Source organism: Streptomyces sp. NPDC058240, assembly GCF_042882135.1.
Lineage (GTDB): Bacteria > Actinomycetota > Actinomycetes > Streptomycetales > Streptomycetaceae > Streptomyces.
Genome location: NZ_JBHVWT010000022.1, coordinates 1 through 17,555 on the forward strand (window position 1 = coordinate 1; position 17,555 = coordinate 17,555).

Consider the following 17,555-nt stretch of genomic DNA (forward strand, 5'->3'; position numbering starts at 1 on the left):
TCCGACACAACCAGACAGTCTCATGCCCCACGGAGAACATCGAGCCCGGACCGAAGCCTCCTGCACGCTTGACGAAGAACATAGAGGCACCCCCCTGGACTGGGCGATCGGCGGCCCCCATCTTGAAACGGTCGCCCTCCTCGTCGCAGCGGGAGCCACCGCGGAGCCCGACAGGATGGCCGGTTTTCAGCGGCACGGTGCGGACGCTGTGGGTGAATGAGTGGTTACTCTTCGTCAGTTACCGTGAATGATCTTCAGCACCCGAGGGGACACCTGAATGAACCGCATGCGCAACGTGCTTGCCGTGCTCGGCATCACCGCCGGGCTCATCGCGGCCCCCGCCGCGAGCGCGTCGGCGAAGCCGGAGGACCGGTCGTCTTCGTCCAAGGTCCGCCACGAGCCCTGCACCGGTGAGTTCCGCGGCGATGCCCGACTCGGTCCCAAGTGGCTTCCGAACACCCGGTTGGCGCCCGTGGGCCCGCTCCTCAAGGGGTACAAGCGCACCGGAATCCTGTCCCCGCAGGCCTTCCTGAAGAAGTACTGGGAGGGCCCCGCCGACTCCGGCAGCTGGAAGTACCCGCCCAACGACGGATTCGGTCAGGTCAACGGGCAGATCGACAAGGAGCCGACCAAGCTGCGTCCGGGCCAGCGTCTGGACCGCTTCGGTTCCGAGTACGGCGGCTACCTGGCACCCGCCGGTGACGCGTACGCCGAGCGTGCGCTGCCGCCGCAGAACCTCAACACCCGTGACGCAGCCGTCGCTTGTGACTACCGCGTCTACAAGGTGGCCAAGCCCTTCTGGGTGTGGCAGGGCAGCATCGCCCCGTGGTTCGAGCAGCCGGGCGGCGGTCAGCAGATCAAGCTGGACGCGGTCTTCCTCGACCCGGGCCAGGGTCAGCGGCTGAACGTCAAGTGGTTGCTGGAGCACGACTACCTCACGTCCGCCGGCGCATAGCTTCGGCGTGGACCGCCGGGAGCTGCACGCGGCGCTGAGCCGGGCAGGCGTGGCCGACGGCTACTACCGCATCGAGGGCGTCCACGAACCGGTCCCCACCCCCACGGACTTCCTGTTCCTGCGGCAGGCACCCGATGGGGTGTGGGAGACCGGCGCGTACGAACGCGGTACCTACGAGGTCATCGCTCGGCACCCGAGCGAACAGGCCGCCTGCGGGCATCTGTTACGCCTTCTCCTCTGAGGAGCCGACGGAGTGGGATGAGACCGCGGGCGAGGCGAGGGCCGACGTCCGTACGGTGATCGGCCCCCGGCGTACGTCCGGCCGCGTCGCGTTCCGCGCGACCGGACGTACGGGTGTCAGCTCTCTGTGTGGACGCCGGTCAGCGCCGCACCGAAGTAGCCCTTGGCGTCGCGGACGGTGATTCCGGCACTCTTGCCGCACAGGTTGACCGAGCCGCTCAGGACGGGCCCGGAGGCCGAGCCACGGGCGACCCACACACAGCCGTCGCTGTTCTCGGTGGGCACGCCGACGATCGTCTCGGCCCTGCCGTCCTTGTTGAGGTCGGCAAGGTGCACCGCGGCACCGAACTGGTCCCCGGTCTCGGCGGCGCCCGGCACGCCCGCGGTGTCCTGGGTGTATCCGGCCGCCTTCGCCGTGGTCAGGCCGGAGGCGGAACCGCGCAGCAGCACGGCCGTGCCGGCCGACTTGCGCGTGCCGACCGCCTCCTCGGGGGAGCCGACGAGAACGTCGGCGTAGCCATCGGCATTCACGTCTCCGATGCTGAGCGACTGGCCGAACCGGTCGGCGTTCTCCGCGACGCCGGGGACCCCCGCCGTGTCCTGGTGGAAGATCTTCGGGCGCTGGGCGGTGGTGATGCCCTGCGCGCTGCCGTACAGCACCTGGATCTCGCCACCGCGGTGCGCCGAGCCCGTGCCGCCGGAAAGGGAGTCGTCCTCGGCGATGCCGGTGACGAGGTCCCCGTAGCCGTCGCCGTTGACATCTCCGATACGGCCGGAATGGCCGTCGGCGTAGGGGAGTTCGACGGGCCTGGTATCGAGGCCGTCATCGCCGGGAGGGCCGTTGTCGATGTAGACCGATCCGCGGAGGTCGTCGTCCGAGGGACCCGGCAGCCAGAACCGCTCCGCCCTGCCGTCGTGATTCACATCGCCCATCACCACGCCGCGGGTATCGCCCATGCGCCATTCCCGGTAGTTGGAGGCGCCCTTTCCGGTGCGGGAGAAGGGGCCGGTGTACGAGGCCCCTTCGCATCGGGAGCCGATGGAGACCTCCGGGGCGCCGTCACCGTTCATGTCCCCCGTGGCCAGGGACATGCCGAAACCGCAGTACGTGCGTCCATCCCCGTAACCGGCGGGCGGTGAGATGCTCGCGCCGCCCTTCAGCCCACCGGAGCCGCCCCACACGACGGTCACGGAGCCCCGGCCGTCCTTGCCGCCGACATCCTCGCCCTGCGCACCCACCAGCAGGTCCGCGTATCCGTCCCGGTCCAGGTCGGCGCTGGCCACGGTCCGGCCGAAGCCGTCCCATGCCTCGGGATCGCCCGGGATCCCGGACGTCGCCTGCGTGATGACGGTCCGGCGCGTGGCACTGACCGAAGAGGCCGAACCGTAGAGAATGACGACCGCTCCGGCCTCCGCCACGCTGCCATTGGCCGCGGACGGAGCACCGACCGCCAGGTCGCGGTAGCCGTCGCCGTTGAAGTCGTCCTGGACGGCTGCGGTGTTGGCTCCCTTGTAGGGGGATGCGGCGGAAGACGCTGTCGGGACCAGCGGGACGGCAACGACAGCTGTGATCACGGCAGCAGCCGTGACAGATCTGCGCAACGGGACTCCTTGACTCATTGACTCAAGCAACGAAACGTCCCCCTCGACACGCGAGGTGCACAAAAGGTTGTACGTACCCGGAGCGCCGGGTCGGCGTGACCGTCCCGAGCGTCCGGCGAGGTGCCACAGCCCTTTCTCCTAAAATGGGAAGTACGTTCCGATGGTGAACATCGCGACCCGAACGGGTGATTGACCCCTCCGCCGGTGCGACGCCGCGCTGGTGTGCGGCTATCTCTGCTGCTTGTGATCGAGAACTTGCTGCGTGCCGCCACGGCGGTCGCTCTCACCGCCCTGCCCCTGACCATGACGAGCCCGGCGTCCGCCGGAGAAGATCCGGTCGCACCACGGGCGACCCCATGTGCCGCCGTCGTGGCGCCTGCCGGACATGTCTGTGTGCCGTCGCCGAAGCAGTGCATCACGACGCCGTGCCCCCAGTACGACCTCGTCGCCATCCCGCTCTACCCGCTGCCCTCGGGCGGAGGGATCGGGGCCCCCCGAGGAGCAGCCCGCACTCTCTGACACCTGCCCGGGGCACGGCGCGCTCCGCTCCGCGCCTCGTGCCCCGGGGCCCTCTCCGAAGCGGGCCGCACCGTCGACAGCCCACGCTCAGGGCCTCAGGACAAGTGCCGCAGCCGGCGTGCGGAGCACGGCTCGGGATCAGGGCAGCGGGCTCCACGCGCGTCCGATGCGCAGCCAGGTACGGGGACCGTCGTGCGTCCGCGACCGGGCGTTGTCAGTGGTCGCAGGTACGTTCGGTCGTGTCCTGCCGTTGTGGCGCGGAAGTCGCCCTGGTGCACAGAGGAGTGGTGCGTTGTCAGACTGGGAGAGGTCGAGCACGGCACGGGTGACAGCACCCGCACGACCGCGCAAGCTGGCCAAAGTCCCGTTCGTCGAGCTGGCCGACGGACGCCTGCAGGGTGTGGTGTCCAGCGGCTCGGACATCGGCCGGGTCTATGTGTCGTCGGTCGCCGCCGGTACCTACACGTTCGCCTGCAGCACCAACAACAATCGGCCGTGCGGCGGCGCGCGGGGGTCGTTCTGCAATCACATCCGGGCCCTGGTCAACGAGGCGGTACTGCAGTACGGCGCCGAGCGCGTCGCCCGCTACCTGAAAGTCGAGACCGCGGACGGGGAGCCGAGCGCGCACACCATCACCGCCGGCATGAGCGACGCACGTCCGCCGCAGGGCGACAGCAAGGCCGCCGCACCCGTCTTCAGCCGGTTCCTGCGCCACCTCGCCTACCTCGAACTCACCCCGACCACTGCACCGTTGCCGGAGATGCAGTGGTTCCCGCCGACCAGGGCGGTGGCATGATGCGCACCGACCTGCTCTCGGAGACCATCACCGGGCTCGATGAAGCCCTCACGGCCGTCGACGCCTTCGACCGGGCGCTCGTCGCCGGCCTGCTCCGTCCGCAACCCGCCCAGACCACCGGGCTGACCGGACTCGCCCACGCGGTCGCCGGGACCCCGCTCGCCGCCAGGGTCGCCGAGGCGGCGGAGAAGGCGGCGGGCGGAGCCGCGAGCGAGGACCATTTCGTCGCCCTCGCCGCCGCACGCACCGCACTCCTCGGTTCCGTCCACGACGCACTGATGACTCGCATCGAGGAGGCGACCGGCCGACCCCGCAGCGAGGAGGCCGTCCCGTCGCCCACCGGGCAGCAGGGGGCGAACCTGCTCGCCGCCGCCCGGTCCTGGCTGTCCGATCTGGCGCGCTCCGGGTGGCAGGGCATCGACCACGACGTGGTCTCCGGGGCGGCGCCGGTCATCTCCGCGATGCTTCCGGACCCCGCGCTGCGCCGCCTGGCGACGCTCCTCGACGGATTCGCCGCCGAACTTGCCGCGTCCTGCCCGGGCACGTCCCTGGAGCGGATCCCGGCACGACGCTGGGCCGACCTGTGGGCACGCGCGCTGCTGCTGACGCTGCCCGGTGCGGCCGATGTGCCGGTGACCGGTACGGCCACCGGCCGCCTCCTGCCCCTCGGCGTCGACGTCCATGAACACGCGACCGCCGTACAGGCCCAGGTCCACGCGGTGTTCGAGCCCGCGGACGGTGCGTCGCCCCGCCTGGTGCGTGCCGGAATATCGGTACCGAAGCCCGACACGGTCGTCGGAGCAGGGCTCTGGCAACTGCTCCGCCCGCACATGTCGCTCCTGGCAGCCGTCAGTGAAGGCCGCTCGATGGACCTCACCGACATGCCGGTCACCACCGAGGGCGACCTGGTCTGGAGCGACGAGCACGCACGCCGGGGCGAGCCCGCCGACGCCTTCGCCACCGCCCGCGTCGCGCTGCCCACCGCCACCGACGTGGCGACCGCACCCCTGGACCGGCACCCGGCACGCATCGCCGTCCCCGTGTTCCTGGAGGGCTACGCCGCCCACAAGGACGACGACGCACTGACGTTCACCCTCGCCGGAGACCCTCTCGCCGTCGACACCGACCGCATTCCGACCGCCGGACCGCTCACCCCCGAGGCCGTCGCGGCATCCGGCGCGTGCATCGGATTGCTCCGCTGGGACGCCGGGACGTACCGCGTCCAGCCCCTGGCCGTCGAGACGACCGTACGGAAGAAGGCTGTCGCGATCCACGCCGGGGGATGGGCCGGCGGCACGACCGACAAGACCGGAGTCAAGGCCGAGAAGGCCGCCACCGACGCCGTGACCGTGCTGCGGGAGCGTGCGGGGAGGCTGCTGCGGAAATGACGGAGCACACGACGGAACGAACCACCGAGAACACGACCCCGCGGACCCCGGAGGCGGACCCCCAGGACAACCGCCGCCAGGTGCTGTACTGGCGGCTCCTCGCCCGGATCTTCGACCAGGAGGAACAGGGCACGCTGGAATCCGCGAGCCTCGCCGTCGTCGAGGACATCGGCCTGCCCTCCGCACTTCTGGACCCACAGGTCTCCGTCGACTCGATCGTGCAGCGCCACCCGGAGCTGGTCGCCGAGTTCGACGGCCTGATGGCACCCGCCCCCGACCCCGACGACGCACGCGACCGGGCCGCCGAAGTACGACGGGCGGCGCTGGTGTCGAAGGTGCTGCTCAACGTCTTCGCCTCCGGCTCGGGCACGGTCACCGCCGGACAGCTGGCGCGCTGGCAGTCCGACGCGGGCTGGCTGGAGCGCGCGCTCGGCTGCAAACCCGGCGAGCTGCGTGGTGGCCGTGCCGGGGGACGGACCGCAGGGCCTGGTGCAAGCCCGACCGGCAGCGGCGGTGGCGGCACGACCCCCGACCTCAGTCGGCTGATTCCGGCCATCGGCCCGGAACTCGGCACGATCGAGGCCGACCTCGTCAAGCGGATGCACCTGCGCGAGGTACTGGCCGACCCCCGGCTCGCCGCGCAGCTGACCCCGAGCATGTCGCTGATCGAACAGCTGCTGCGCGACAAGAACAACCTCTCGGGCGTGGCCCTGGCCAACGCCAAGGACCTGATCCGCCGCTTCGTCGACGAGGTCGCCGAAGTACTGCGCACCCAGGTCGAGAAGGCCACGGTGGGCGCCCTGGACCGTTCCGTCCCGCCCAAGCGGGTGTTCCGGAACCTCGACCTCGACCGCACGATCTGGAAGAACCTCACCAACTGGAGCCCGGAGGAGGAGCGGCTCTACGTCGACCGTCTCTACTACCGGCACACGGTCCGCAAGACGACACCCCAGCGGCTGATCGTCGTCGTGGACCAGTCGGGCTCGATGGTCGACTCGATGGTGAACTGCACCATCCTGGCGTCGATCTTCGCCGGGCTGCCGAAGGTGGACGTCCACCTGATCGCGTACGACACACAGGCCCTCGACCTCACGCCCTGGGTGCACGACCCCTTCGAGACCCTGTTGCGCACCAACCTCGGGGGCGGCACCGACGGCACGGTGGCCATGGCACTGGCCCAGCCGAAGATCGCCGAGCCCCGCAACACCGTCGTGGTGTGGATCTCCGACTTCTACGAATGGCAGACCGAGCCACTGTTCGAGAGCATGGTCGCCATTCACCGCTCGGGAGCCAAGTTCATACCCGTCGGCTCGGTCACCAGCTCCGGCCGCGGCAGTGTCAACCCGTGGTTCCGCGAACGCTTCAAGGACCTCGGTACGCCGGTGCTCTCCGGCCACATCCGCAAGCTCGTCCACGAGCTCAAGACATTCCTCGCCTAGAGACGCTCAGACGCTTAGAAAGGCCCTGTCATGTCCGACCTGTTGCGCGCCCCCGCCGAGATCAAGTACGCCGAGGAACTGGAGTGGCTCGAATCCATCGACGACAGCCCCAAGCCCTTCTCCTGGCGGCTGTCCCCGAAGATGGTCCGCCTGTTCATCCTGGGTTCCGAGCGCTCCGACGGCCTGGACCGGGAGATCGCGCAGAAGTGGTACGGCGACCGCAGCTTCGTCGAGCGCTCCATCGTCACGCTCGCCTCCGACCGGGGCCTGCTGCTCATAGGTGACCCCGGCACGGGCAAGAGCTGGCTGGCCGAGCTGTTGTCCGCCGCGATCTGCCGCAATTCCACGCTGGTCGTACAGGGCACGGCCGGCACCACCGAGGACCACATCAAGTACTCCTGGAACGTGTCGATGGTCATCGCCAAGGGTCAGTCGAGGGAATCGATGATCCCCTCGCCGATCATGACCGCGATGGAATCCGGCGCCATCGGCCGTTTCGAGGAACTCACCCGCTCCACCAGCGACGTGCAGGACGCGCTGATCTCGATCCTGTCCGAGAAGTACATCTCGGTTCCCGAACTGGACAGCGACAGCATCGTCTTCGCCAAGCCCGGCTTCTCGATCATCGCCACCGCGAACAGCCGTGACCGTGGCGTCAACGACCTGTCCTCGGCGCTCAAGCGCCGCTTCAACTTCGTCCGTATCCCGGTGGTGACGAACAAGAGGAGCGAGGTGGAGATCGTCCGCTTCCGCACCGAGGAACTGCTGCGCCGTCACCAGATCGAACTGGAAGTGCCGCCGACACTCCTCGACGTACTGCTGCAGAGCTTCGCCGACCTGCGGGCCTCGGCGGCGGCGGCCGGCAGCGACGACGAGAAGCTGGAGTCCGCGCTGTCCACCGCGGAGCAGATCGGCGTGCTCGAGGACGCGGTGCTGTACAGCAATTTCTTCGGCGAGCGTGCCCTGACCGCCCGCACGCTGGCCTCCTCGCTCGTCGGGTCGCTGGCCCGGCGCGAGCCCGAGGACCTGGCCATCCTCAACAAGTACCTGCACGGCGTCGTCGAGCCGCGCAGCAAGGAAGAGGGCGGATCCTGGCCGGAGTTCCTGGAGGGCGGCCGCGACGCGATCGCCACCCTGTCATGAGCAGCACCCACGAGGGGACCTTCGAAGGACTGCGTGCCCAACTGCAGGAGGCCGCCGCGTCGTTCGCCGACGGGCCCGACGCCCTGGAGGGCATCCTCCTCGGCATCGTCGACGACGTCGACCACGCGGTCCGCGAGCCGCTCGAGATCTTCCCCGTCTGCCATCACTCGCCCGCCTCGGCGATCGCGATGGCCCGCCGGCTGCGGGAGAAGCAGCCCAAGGTCGTGTACCTCGAACTGTGCGAGGACATGGCACCGCTGCTGACGGAACTGCGCAACTGCAAGCTGCCGGTGGCGGTCCAGTCGTTCGCGACCGAGGTCGACGGCTTCCCGGCCGAGTGGTCCCCGCTGTCGGTGGTCGCACCGATCACCGAGGCCTCCGCCGAGTACCAGGCGATCGCCTACGCACTGGACACGCCGGGCGTCGAACTGGTCCTCGTCGACCGCTCCTCGGACCACGTCTTCCAGTGGGACGCGCGCGGAACGGAGACCACCGAGCCGGCCGACCCGGACGCACCTCCCGTCGAGGAGGAGGCCGCGCTGCACGGCGACGCCGTCGGCGTGGAGATCGGAGATCTGCGACCGCGCTTCGCCGAGCTGGAGGAACACCTGCTGCGCCACGGCAAGGTGCGGCACTGGTCGGAATGGTGGCACCAGTACGTCGAGCTGCCGCTCGGTGACAGCGACCACGACACCTACCGCCAGGTCATGCTTCTGATCGGAAGCCTCTTCCGGCGACTCGCACCGGGCGACCCCCACCGGGTCCGCGTGGACGAGGACCGCGAACGCCATATGTGGACCAGGATGCGCGAGCACCTGGCCGCGACCGGTGCCGATCCCGCGGACTGCCTCTATGTCTGCGGCGCCTTCCACGCGGCCAGCCGGGTGGCGGAGTTCGGCGTGCACGGCACGGACACCTTCGAGATCAGCCCGCCCAGCGCCACCACGTGGCAGCACGGCCTGATTCCGTCCAGCCATGCGGCGATCGAGGCGCAATTCGGCCTCGCCGCAGGCTCGGTGTCGATCGCCGCCACCGTGTGGGCGAAGAACGTCAGACGCACGCGCGTGGAGCCGTACCGCCTGGCGGGACAGGCGGGCACGAAGAAATCGCGGGCCAGGAAGGTCGCGGCCGCGGTGGATCCCGTACCGGATCTCCCGCCCTCGGACAAGCTGACCGGCTTCCTGCGGCAACCGCCCGCCCTGGACCGGCTGGACGAGGCCGAACTGCTCGGCTGGTCGGTGGAGATCGTGCGCGCTGCGCGCCGCAACGGATACCTCGCCTCCACCGCCGACGCCATCGCGGTGTTCGAGACGTCGATCCTGCTGGCCGGAATGCGCGACCGGGCCAGGCCCACGCCGTACGACTTCCAGGACGCGGCCGTCACCTGCATCGAGAAGGACACCGTGCCCGGCCGGCGCGATGTGCGGCGCCTCGTGGAGATCATGATGGGCGGCGACCGGGTCGGCCAGGTCGGCTACGACGCGCTGCCACCCCTGGCCCGCGACGTGCACGACCGGCTCGCACCCCTTGGGCTGAAGCTCCAGCAGGGGGGTGTGCAACGGGCGTTGCTGGACATCGTGTCCCAGCCGGAACTGGAGCGGTGCTCCGACATGTTGTGGATGCTGCGCTACCTGATGCCGCAGGGTGCCGCACGGCCGATCATGGGCGAGCGGAAGCTGGGGGAGCGGCCGATCCAGGAGTCGTGGGACCTCGCGCTCGGCACCTACCAGCGTGCGCTCATCGAGCTCGGCTACGAGGGCGTCAGCATCGAGCAGGTGCTGGAGCAGCGCCTGCGCCGCACGGCGTACGACCGGCGCGCCACCGCGGCGACCGTCCTGGAAGCCGTCGAGGACGCGACGCTGTACCTGCGCAGCCGCCGCCTCGCGGAGGAGCTGGGCACACACGCCCTGGAGGTGCTGTCGGCCGAACGCAGCGTCGACGGCGCACCGGAGGTACTGCGCCGGGTGCGGAGGCTGCTGGCGTACTACCGCACCAGCGAGCCGGTGCTGCCGCCCTGGATCGAGTCCTTCGTCAAGACCGGATACGCCCACTACTGCACCCTGCTGCCGACGGCGTTCACCGACGACGACGCCACCGTCCGCCAAGTGGCGGCCATGCTGGGTTTCCTGTTCAGCATGGAGAGCCTCGCGCTGTCGCTGGGGTGCGACCGGACCCAACTGGAACTGGCAGTGGTCCAGTCGCATCCGCAGGAGTCGTCGAAGACGGCGCTGCTGTGGGCGGCCCAGGTGCAGCTCGGACGTCTCTCCCGCGAGGACCTTCGGGCGAGGTGCGACGAGTTGCTGGGCAATCCCTTGGTGGTGCCCGCCTATCCGCGTTACCTCAGTGGCTTCCTGTACGCGTTGGATCCTGTCCCGGGCCTCACCGACTTCGTGGTGGAGGCGGTGTCGAACGCGTTCGGACGGCTGCCGGACCCGGTGCTCCTGCCGTGGCTGCCGACCCTGATCACCACTCTGCGATCGGGCGGCGCGGAGCTGGCCCCCCTGCTGATCCGCGAGGCCGGGCGGACCTTCCCCGGCCGGCTCGCGGCGCTGGACACGTGGGTGCCACCGTGGCGGGCCCAGCCGGAGCCGGAAGCCGCGCATCCGGCACGCCACGCGGAAGGCGGCCACGGCTGCACGCTGCTCGCCGCACACCCGGCGACGTGCGACGCGGTGGCGAGTCTGCTGGGTTGCGAGGGGACGTGGGAGACGGCGGACTCCGGCCCGGCAGGTGTGGCACTGATCGGTCGCCATCCGGATACGGCCGTCGCACTGGAGGCGCTGCTGGCCGGCGCATGACCTCGGCGGGCGCAAGCCCACGCAGCGGAGCCGTCGACGGCGGCGACCGGGGCCACGTGTTGCACCGAGCCGACCGATACAGGTCGGCTCGGTGCACCTCCTCGACGCACCGCGCCGGGTGGATGATTCACCTCGCTCAGGAACGAGCGCGCCGACTGTGCAACACAGCGGGGCGGGATCCCATCAACGGCGATGGTGCGGTTGACTCCCGCGAACGGCAGCGGGCCCATCATGTGTGTGGATCGAGGCCCAATCTCCCTACGGCTGCACCACGAACCGGTAGACCTTGGAGTCGCGGGCCTGGAATCCCAGGCGTTCGTACAGCCGATTCGCTGCCTGACGGGACGGACGCGAGGTGAGGTCGACCGTCCGGACCCCGGCCGCCTCGGCCAGGCGCAGTGCCTCCTCCGTCAGCGCCGCCCCCACGCCGTGCCCCCGGGCCGCCTCGTCGACCACGACATCCTCGATGCGGCCCCGTACACCTGATGGCAGCGGAAACATGATCAGCGTCAGCATGCCGACCGCTCGTCCTTCGACCCTGGCCACCAGCAGGGTGTTGGCGTCGCTGCGCAACAACTCGGCCACCGACTCCCGGTCGGGCGCACCGGCCGTCCTCGAAAGCTGGGGCAGAAGGCGAGAGACTGCTTCGACCACTTCGTCGGTCGCCCCGCGGACGACCTCCACCTCGACGCTCATGGGCGTGACCCTACCGACAAGTCCCGCAAGCGCGTTGGGAGGCAGGTCGCGAAGGTCTGGAGCTCCACCGCGAATTGCCTGGTCAGCGGCCATTCGGGAAGTCCTGCAAGCTCTGGACGTCGAATCCGGCCGCGTGATTCGATGGCGGGATGACATCGTTCTGGACGGGAAAGCGGATACGCCTGCGCGGTATCGAGCCCGACGACTGGACCGCGTTCATGCGCTTCGCCGAGGACGAGGAGCGGTTGGGAGACCTGCTGAACCCGCCTCGATCCGCGGAGGGCCATCGTGCCTGGGCGAAGGAGCAGGCAGCCGCCAAGTCCGACGGAGACTGTTTCCAGTTGGCGATCGAAGCCGCCGACACGGGGGAAACGGTCGGAGCTGTGGGTTCGTTCCACGCCGATCCGCGGTCGGGCTGGTTCGAGTACGGCATCACCATCGGCGCCGATCACCGGCGCAACGGCTACGCGGCAGAAGCCGTACTGTTGCTGCTGCGCTTCATGTTCGCCGAGCGGCGGTTCCACAGGTGCCAGGCGCGGATCTTCGCACACAACGAGGCGTCGCTGGCCCTTCACCGTCGGCTCGGGTTCGTGGAGGAGGGACGCCTCCGCGACCATGTGTTCTTTGCCGGCCGGCACCACGATCTCGTCATGATGGGCATGCTCGCCGGTGAGTTCGCCCAACTGCATCCGGCGGGCGAACTCTGAGACCGTCCGTCAATGGGGACTCGGTTCCGCCCGTCCCGCCATCGGGCGCGTTCAGGCGACCGGTGCCTTGCCGAGGGCTTCGATGTGTGTGGGCCGGAACCGCTGCCGGTACTCCGCCCGGCGGACGGCAAGGGGTGCTATGAGGCCGGTCACGGTGAACAGTGCTCCTACGACGTACCACCCGGGGCGGCCCCAGGTGATGCAGAGCGAGATGAGCAGGCTCGGCCCGAGTGCTTCGGCCAGGCCGGCGCCCAGGCCGAAAACGCCCAGGTACTGGCCGGTGGCGTGCTGCGGTGCGAGGGCGAAGGACACCTCGAAGCCTGCGGCGGAGTGCCACATCTCACCGATCGTGTGGATCACGACCGCGACCATGAGCAGCGTGGCCGCGGCCCACGGCGGCATCCCCGCGGTCAGCGAGAGCAGCGAGCAGGAGACGAGGAAGGCCAAGCCCGATCGTCGGTAGGCGCCTGCGCCGGCTGCGGGGGAGTCGATGGTGCGGCTGGCCCGCACCTGAAACGCGATGACGATGAGGGTGTTGACGAGCATGGCGCCCGAAATGAGCCAGTGCGGGGCGGTGATGGCCTCGACCAGCCAGAGCGGAACGGCCACGGTGAGCACCTTGAACTGGATGGCCATGATGCCGTCGAGCGCGGTGATCAGAAGGTAGGGCCGATCCCGCAAGGCGACCCAGCGAGGGCCGTCGACGACAGGTCCGGGCATGACCGCGGGAAGCAGGACCAGGACGGCCGCGGAAGCCGCGCAGGCGATCGCGATGCCGACGACCAGGAGTTGGTAGGCGGTACGGGTGCCGACTTGGACGGCCCAGCCCGCGAGCAGGGCGCCGAGGGAGACGCCGATGTTGGTGACGGCACGGAGATGGGCGCGGAACTCCTGCGGCCGGTCTCCTCCGTAATGCCTGATGAGCGGGGAGCGGGCGGCCACCCCGGCGGCCTGCGCCCCGGTGGCCGCGCATACCGCGAGGACGAACGGCCAGAAGCTGTCCACCAGGAGGAAGCAGGCCGTCGCCAGTGCCCGGACGACGAGAGTGATCGCGTAGACGCCCCGTGCGCCGTGTCTGTCGGCGAGATGGCCGACGGCCATGCCCATGACGAGCGAGACGAATCCGGCGATGCCGAGTCCGATCCCCACCTGGGCGGCCGGAAGGTGAACCGCCTGGGTGAAGTACAGCACCCCGGCGGTCAGATAGAGGCCGCTGCTGATGGTGTAGACGAAGTTCGAAGCGGTGATGACGCGCTGCGGACCGGTATCCGGTATCAGGTGGGGCACGAGGTGGCTCCGCGTTCTGGCTGGGCATTGACGGCAGGGGCAGGGGCAGGGGTGTCAGCGCTCTCTGGCCGTGCTGTGTCCGGACGGTGTGGTGACTGCCCCGCATCGAGGGGGCTCGTGGCTGCGCCGACGCTCTGCGCCGGCCGAGACGATCAGGGCAACAGCGGTCATCGTGGTGAGGACGCCCCACGCCGGTACGAAGCTGTGCGTGACGTCCTTGAGCAGGCCGAGCGCGGGCGGAACCACGACGATGGCGATCTGGTTGACGGACATGGCCAGACCGAGGGCGAAGCCGGTCCTGCCCGGCGGAGCCGACTCGGTCACGTAGGCGACCCAGGGGCCGTACCAGCCGAATCCGAAGAACCCGAGCCAGACGAGCACGGAGCAGGCGATTGCTGGTGATCGCCCCAGAGGTGTCATCAGCACCACCATCCCCAAGATCGCGGCGACCATGCAGATCATGACGGTGGCGTACCGTCCGGAACCGTTGCGATCGCTCCGGGCGGCCAGGCAGATACGGCCCACGACGCCCGCCCCTTGGGCCACCACCAGGACCAGGGCCGCCGGGCCGGCGCCGACGGACGCCGTCTCATGGAGGTACAGCACCGTCAGGATGCCTACGCCGCACTGCACCGAGATCAGGCTCGTCCCGGACAACATGATGTTCGCCATGGACGGTTCGCGGAACATCCTCAGCCGATCCCCGAGTTGCCGCCCGAGCGAGGCATGCGGCGCTTCGCTCTGCGGGACGGCTTGCGCGGGCGGCCGGCGGTAGAAGCCCATGAAGACGGCGGCCCCCAGCAGCGCGACGAGTCCACCGGCCACGAGCGTCGACCGCCAGCCGTGAGCGACCGCGAGGAGGGGGAGCACAGCTGAGGCGAGCGCGGCGCCCAGTGGCAGCCCCGCCTGACGGATGCCCATCGCCAACCCGCGCCGGGAAGCGTCGAACCAGGACGCCACCGATTTGCTCCCACCTGGCTGAACGGTGCTGTATCCCGCGCCCACGACCAACAGGACGCAGAGCAGGGACCCGTAGCCCGGCGCGAGGCCTCCCGCGCACAGACCCACGGCGACCACGCAGGAGCCCAGCCCGACGACCCAGCGCTCGTCGTAGCGGTCCAGCAACTCTCCCGCCACCAGCAGGCCGACCAACGGAACCAACTGGGCTGCCGAGATCAGCAGACCCAACTGAGCCGTGCTCAGACTCAGGTCCCGCTGAAGGTGGATGCCCATTGCCCCGATGCCCTGCACGAAGAAGCCGGAGGCCGCCTGGGTGAAGGTGGCGATGCCGAGGACGATCCAGCGGTAGTGGGAAGCGTCGCGTATCAACGCTCTTCACCTCCCGCGGCCCGGGACGGCATCACGGATTCGGCCGGGACTGGTCCGAGGCCGGACGGGGTGAGCATGAGCGAGGGTGTGTGGGCATCGGCGTCGGGCATGTCGCTCCGGAGGAGGCGGGGTCGCGGCTGACCGGTCACGGGCGCCAGTACAACGACGGGTCGGGGTGGTTGGTGAAGCCGAGCTCGCGATAGAGCGGTTCACCCCCGGCGGAGGCGTAGAGGTCGACTCGGGCGACGTCGCTCTCCCGGAACCAGTCGAGCAGGCCCTGCATGATCGAGCGGCTGTGACCGAGCCGCCGGTACGCCGGGTCGGTGACCACACCGATCACCTGCCCGATCCGGCCATTGCGCAGGTGCGGGCCGGGCAGCCGTTGCTCGATCGTGCCGATCCCACAGGCGGCGAGGCCGCTCCCACCCTCCACGACAAGGATGTGTACGGCATCCGCGGCCAACTGCTCCTTCAGCACCACGGCTAGGACGTCCAGCCAGTCGTCGCCTCCCGACGCGGGGTCGAAGAAGTCGCCGCCGAGGTTCTCGAACAGCATCGCCCGCAGGCGTACGAGCTCCGCGATGTCGTCCTCCACGGCCTGCCGTACAGCTGCGGGGTCTCCAGTGCGTTGTGTCATGCCGATCAGGTTGGTGTAATGACCTTATGCACCTCAACCCTTACGGCGAGGATGTCGTGAACTTGGCTGCGGATCTGGCCAACCGGCGCCCGGCGAACGCCGAGGAACTCGCGGACCGCTGCCGCGCCGCCGGCCTGGTGGTGGACCTCCCGGCCACGCCGCAGGACCTCGACCGCACCCAGGAGGCACTGGACGCGTGGGAGAAGGCCGTCGACGCCGAGGACGAGCACGAGCGCGCCGAGCTGCTCAACCGGATGCTGGCGGCGGCCGCCGCCTACCCGCGGCTGACCGACCACGCCGGAGACGGCTGGCACCTGCACTACCGCGACGACCGGCAGCCGCTCGGCTCCCTGCTGTTCTCACTGCTCTCCGTCGGCACCGCACTGCACCTGGCGGGACGGGGCATGCACCGGCTGCGGCGGTGTGCCGTGACCGAGTGCACCACGATCTTCGCCGACATCTCCCGCACCGGTCGGCAGCGCTACTGCTCCCAGCGGTGCGCCAACCGCGACGCGGTACGCCGACATCGCGCGCGCACCGCACCGTGAGCGCATCGGGGCCGCGTGCTGAGCCGTCGCCCGATCCGGCCGCTCATGTCCTCACCATGGTGCGGGTGGCTCGCCGGGCCACTGCGCGCAGCAGGCCCCGGGGTAGGGTCTGCTGCACCCCGTGCGCACCGGCCCACCCCACCGCAAAGTCGGTGGTCAGCACCATGGGAGGTGCACTCGCGCGTCCATAGTTTCGTCGGCGTAGGGATCTCACCAAGAGGTCCGACGGACCAGGTGGACCACCGCCGATGACCACCTCACGACGTCACGCCAAGCTGGCCGTGATCGCTGGGGCCGCCGCCCTCGCGTTGATGACGACCGCCTGTGATGACGCCGCGAAGTCCGCCCCACCGACCGACGCCAAGAAGTCGGCGTCACCGACCGGCGCCGCGAAGCCTGCCCCGTCCTCCGACGCCACGACGCAGCGGAGGATCGACGCCGTCACCGAGCAGGGCATCCCCGGTGTACAGGTGGTGGTCTCCGGCCCCGGACGCGGTACGCGCATCCTGCGCGCGGGGACGGGCAACACCGACACCGGGAAGTCGTTCCCCGATGACGCGCGGGTCCGGATCGGCAGCAACACGAAGGCGTTCGTGGCGACCGTCGTCATGTAACTCGTCGACGAGGGGCGGGTCGACCTGGAGCGTCGAGCACTATCTGCCCGGACGCGTGCGGGGCAACGGGAACGACGGGAGCCGGGTGAAGATCCGCGATCTCCTGCAGCATACGAGCGGGCTGACGGACTACGTCGCGGCGGGCGGCACGAAACCGGAGGACATCAAGCCCGGACAGCTGCGGATGGCGGAGAGCGGAGAACCTCAGCGGCACTACACACCGGACGAGCTGTTGAAGATCGCGATGTCCTTGCCGCCCGGCCCGGCCGCGAAGGACTTGGCGGTCTACTCGAACACGAATTACATCCTGCTCGGGATGCTCATCGAAAAGGTGACGGGCCACCCCGCCCCGGAGGAGATCACCTCGCGCATCATCGATCGGCTCGGACTGAAGGACACCTACTTCCCGAAGTCCGGGGAGACGGACATCCGAGGCCCGCACGCCCGCGGCTATCACCGGATCGGCGAGAAGCAGGTCGACGTCACCGATGGCGACGTGTCGTGGGCGTACACCGCGGGCGCCATGGTCGCGACCGGCGCCGATCTCAACACGTTCTTCACGGCGCTGCTGTACGGTGACCTCGTGTCGAAGGACCGGCTCGCCGAGATGAAGCGCACCGTGCCGCTGAACAAGAACCCGAAGGACGGGTACGGTCTCGGGCTCGTCCGCGTCCACAACTCCTGCGGCAAGGAGATCTGGGGGCACGGCGGGGGAATTCCCGGATTCATGACCGCGGGCGGTGTCGACCCGAAGGGCCGTGCGGTGGCACTGACGTTCAATCACGTCCCGATGAGCGAGAAGTCCAACGAAGCGGTGATGCGGGCCATCGACGCCGCCGTGTGCGGGGACTGACGGA

16 protein-coding genes are annotated in these 17,555 nt (G+C 69.7%); 11 read left to right on the forward strand and 5 right to left on the reverse strand.

Annotated elements, in window-relative coordinates:
- Positions 1-277 precede the first annotated feature (277 nt).
- Both ACFVX4_RS27580 and ACFVX4_RS27585 read left to right on the forward strand, forming a co-directional pair.
- The gene (locus ACFVX4_RS27580) at positions 278-955 is read left to right on the forward strand and encodes a TNT domain-containing protein (protein WP_389981835.1); all 678 of its coding nucleotides are present in this window, start codon (positions 278-280) and stop codon (positions 953-955) included.
- Positions 956-962: 7 nt separating this feature from the next.
- Positions 963-1,196 (forward strand): hypothetical protein, encoded by a 234-nt coding sequence (locus ACFVX4_RS27585; protein ID WP_389981837.1) that lies wholly within the window; start codon positions 963-965, stop codon positions 1,194-1,196.
- Positions 1,197-1,312: 116 nt separating this feature from the next.
- On the opposite strand, the gene ACFVX4_RS27590 is transcribed toward ACFVX4_RS27585, so the two are convergent.
- Positions 1,313-2,797 (reverse strand): hypothetical protein, encoded by a 1,485-nt coding sequence (locus ACFVX4_RS27590; RefSeq protein WP_389981839.1) that lies wholly within the window; start codon positions 2,795-2,797, stop codon positions 1,313-1,315.
- A gap of 811 nt (positions 2,798-3,608) precedes the next feature.
- Between ACFVX4_RS27590 and ACFVX4_RS27595 the strand changes: the two genes are divergently transcribed.
- The 5 genes from ACFVX4_RS27595 to ACFVX4_RS27615 are packed head-to-tail and all read left to right on the forward strand — an operon-like array spanning position 3,609 to position 10,880.
- Positions 3,609-4,112: a hypothetical protein gene (locus ACFVX4_RS27595; RefSeq protein WP_266424308.1), complete on the forward strand. Its 504-nt coding sequence runs from the start codon at positions 3,609-3,611 to the stop codon at positions 4,110-4,112.
- The gene (locus ACFVX4_RS27600; RefSeq protein ID WP_389981841.1) at positions 4,082-5,500 is read left to right on the forward strand and encodes a hypothetical protein; all 1,419 of its coding nucleotides are present in this window, start codon (positions 4,082-4,084) and stop codon (positions 5,498-5,500) included. The genes ACFVX4_RS27595 and ACFVX4_RS27600 overlap by 31 nt, the downstream gene beginning before the upstream one ends.
- On the forward strand, positions 5,497-6,939 hold the full coding sequence (locus ACFVX4_RS27605; RefSeq protein ID WP_389981843.1) for a VWA domain-containing protein: 1,443 nt from the start codon (positions 5,497-5,499) through the stop codon (positions 6,937-6,939). The genes ACFVX4_RS27600 and ACFVX4_RS27605 overlap by 4 nt, the downstream gene beginning before the upstream one ends.
- 30 nt (positions 6,940-6,969) lie before the next feature.
- Complete coding sequence (locus tag ACFVX4_RS27610) at positions 6,970-8,082, forward strand: AAA family ATPase (RefSeq protein WP_389981844.1); 1,113 nt, start codon at positions 6,970-6,972, stop codon at positions 8,080-8,082.
- Complete coding sequence (locus tag ACFVX4_RS27615) at positions 8,079-10,880, forward strand: hypothetical protein (RefSeq protein WP_389981846.1); 2,802 nt, start codon at positions 8,079-8,081, stop codon at positions 10,878-10,880. Before ACFVX4_RS27610 ends, ACFVX4_RS27615 begins: the two co-directional genes overlap by 4 nt.
- Before the next feature lie 258 nt (positions 10,881-11,138).
- Here ACFVX4_RS27615 and ACFVX4_RS27620 read toward each other — a convergent pair whose 3' ends face one another.
- Complete coding sequence (locus ACFVX4_RS27620; RefSeq protein WP_389981848.1) at positions 11,139-11,576, reverse strand: GNAT family N-acetyltransferase; 438 nt, start codon at positions 11,574-11,576, stop codon at positions 11,139-11,141.
- A 149-nt stretch (positions 11,577-11,725) separates the two neighbouring features.
- On the opposite strand from ACFVX4_RS27620, the gene ACFVX4_RS27625 reads away from it, so the two are divergent.
- Complete coding sequence (locus ACFVX4_RS27625) at positions 11,726-12,283, forward strand: GNAT family N-acetyltransferase (RefSeq protein ID WP_389981850.1); 558 nt, start codon at positions 11,726-11,728, stop codon at positions 12,281-12,283.
- 51 nt (positions 12,284-12,334) lie between these two features.
- Here the strand turns inward: ACFVX4_RS27625 and ACFVX4_RS27630 are convergent, their stop codons facing one another.
- From ACFVX4_RS27630 to ACFVX4_RS27640, 3 genes are all read right to left on the reverse strand, one after another.
- Entirely contained in the window at positions 12,335-13,570 is a 1,236-nt protein-coding gene (locus ACFVX4_RS27630; RefSeq protein WP_389981852.1) for an MFS transporter, read from the reverse strand.
- Between the two features lie 54 nt (positions 13,571-13,624).
- Positions 13,625-14,899: an MFS transporter gene (locus ACFVX4_RS27635; RefSeq protein WP_389981854.1), complete on the reverse strand. Its 1,275-nt coding sequence runs from the start codon at positions 14,897-14,899 to the stop codon at positions 13,625-13,627.
- Between the two features lie 145 nt (positions 14,900-15,044).
- Positions 15,045-15,536: a GNAT family N-acetyltransferase gene (locus ACFVX4_RS27640; protein ID WP_389981856.1), complete on the reverse strand. Its 492-nt coding sequence runs from the start codon at positions 15,534-15,536 to the stop codon at positions 15,045-15,047.
- Between the two features lie 26 nt (positions 15,537-15,562).
- Here ACFVX4_RS27640 and ACFVX4_RS27645 point away from each other — a divergent pair, with 26 nt between their 5' ends.
- From ACFVX4_RS27645 to ACFVX4_RS27655, 3 genes are all read left to right on the forward strand, one after another.
- Positions 15,563-16,084 (forward strand): CGNR zinc finger domain-containing protein, encoded by a 522-nt coding sequence (locus tag ACFVX4_RS27645; protein WP_389981858.1) that lies wholly within the window; start codon positions 15,563-15,565, stop codon positions 16,082-16,084.
- Positions 16,085-16,332: 248 nt separating this feature from the next.
- Positions 16,333-16,698, forward strand: a complete 366-nt coding sequence (locus tag ACFVX4_RS27650; RefSeq protein ID WP_389981859.1) for a serine hydrolase — start codon at positions 16,333-16,335, stop codon at positions 16,696-16,698.
- A complete protein-coding gene (locus ACFVX4_RS27655; protein WP_389981861.1) occupies positions 16,637-17,551 on the forward strand; it encodes a serine hydrolase domain-containing protein in 915 nt (304 codons plus the stop codon). The genes ACFVX4_RS27650 and ACFVX4_RS27655 overlap by 62 nt, the downstream gene beginning before the upstream one ends.
- The last annotated feature ends 4 nt before the right edge of the window (positions 17,552-17,555 follow it).

Bases quoted from the DNA above. Each gene is read 5' to 3' on its own strand.
- ACFVX4_RS27580 (WP_389981835.1), top strand. From the start codon at position 278: ATGAACCGCATGCGCAACGTGCTTGCCGTGCTCGGCATCACCGCCGGG.
- ACFVX4_RS27605 (WP_389981843.1), top strand. From the start codon at position 5,497: ATGACGGAGCACACGACGGAACGAACCACCGAGAACACGACCCCGCGG.
- ACFVX4_RS27610 (WP_389981844.1), top strand. From the start codon at position 6,970: ATGTCCGACCTGTTGCGCGCCCCCGCCGAGATCAAGTACGCCGAGGAA.
- ACFVX4_RS27615 (WP_389981846.1), top strand. From the start codon at position 8,079: ATGAGCAGCACCCACGAGGGGACCTTCGAAGGACTGCGTGCCCAACTG.
- ACFVX4_RS27620 (WP_389981848.1), bottom strand. From the start codon at position 11,576: ATGAGCGTCGAGGTGGAGGTCGTCCGCGGGGCGACCGACGAAGTGGTC.
- ACFVX4_RS27625 (WP_389981850.1), top strand. From the start codon at position 11,726: ATGACATCGTTCTGGACGGGAAAGCGGATACGCCTGCGCGGTATCGAG.
- ACFVX4_RS27640 (WP_389981856.1), bottom strand. From the start codon at position 15,536: ATGACACAACGCACTGGAGACCCCGCAGCTGTACGGCAGGCCGTGGAG.
- ACFVX4_RS27645 (WP_389981858.1), top strand. From the start codon at position 15,563: ATGCACCTCAACCCTTACGGCGAGGATGTCGTGAACTTGGCTGCGGAT.
- ACFVX4_RS27650 (WP_389981859.1), top strand. From the start codon at position 16,333: ATGACCACCTCACGACGTCACGCCAAGCTGGCCGTGATCGCTGGGGCC.
- ACFVX4_RS27655 (WP_389981861.1), top strand. From the start codon at position 16,637: ATGACGCGCGGGTCCGGATCGGCAGCAACACGAAGGCGTTCGTGGCGA.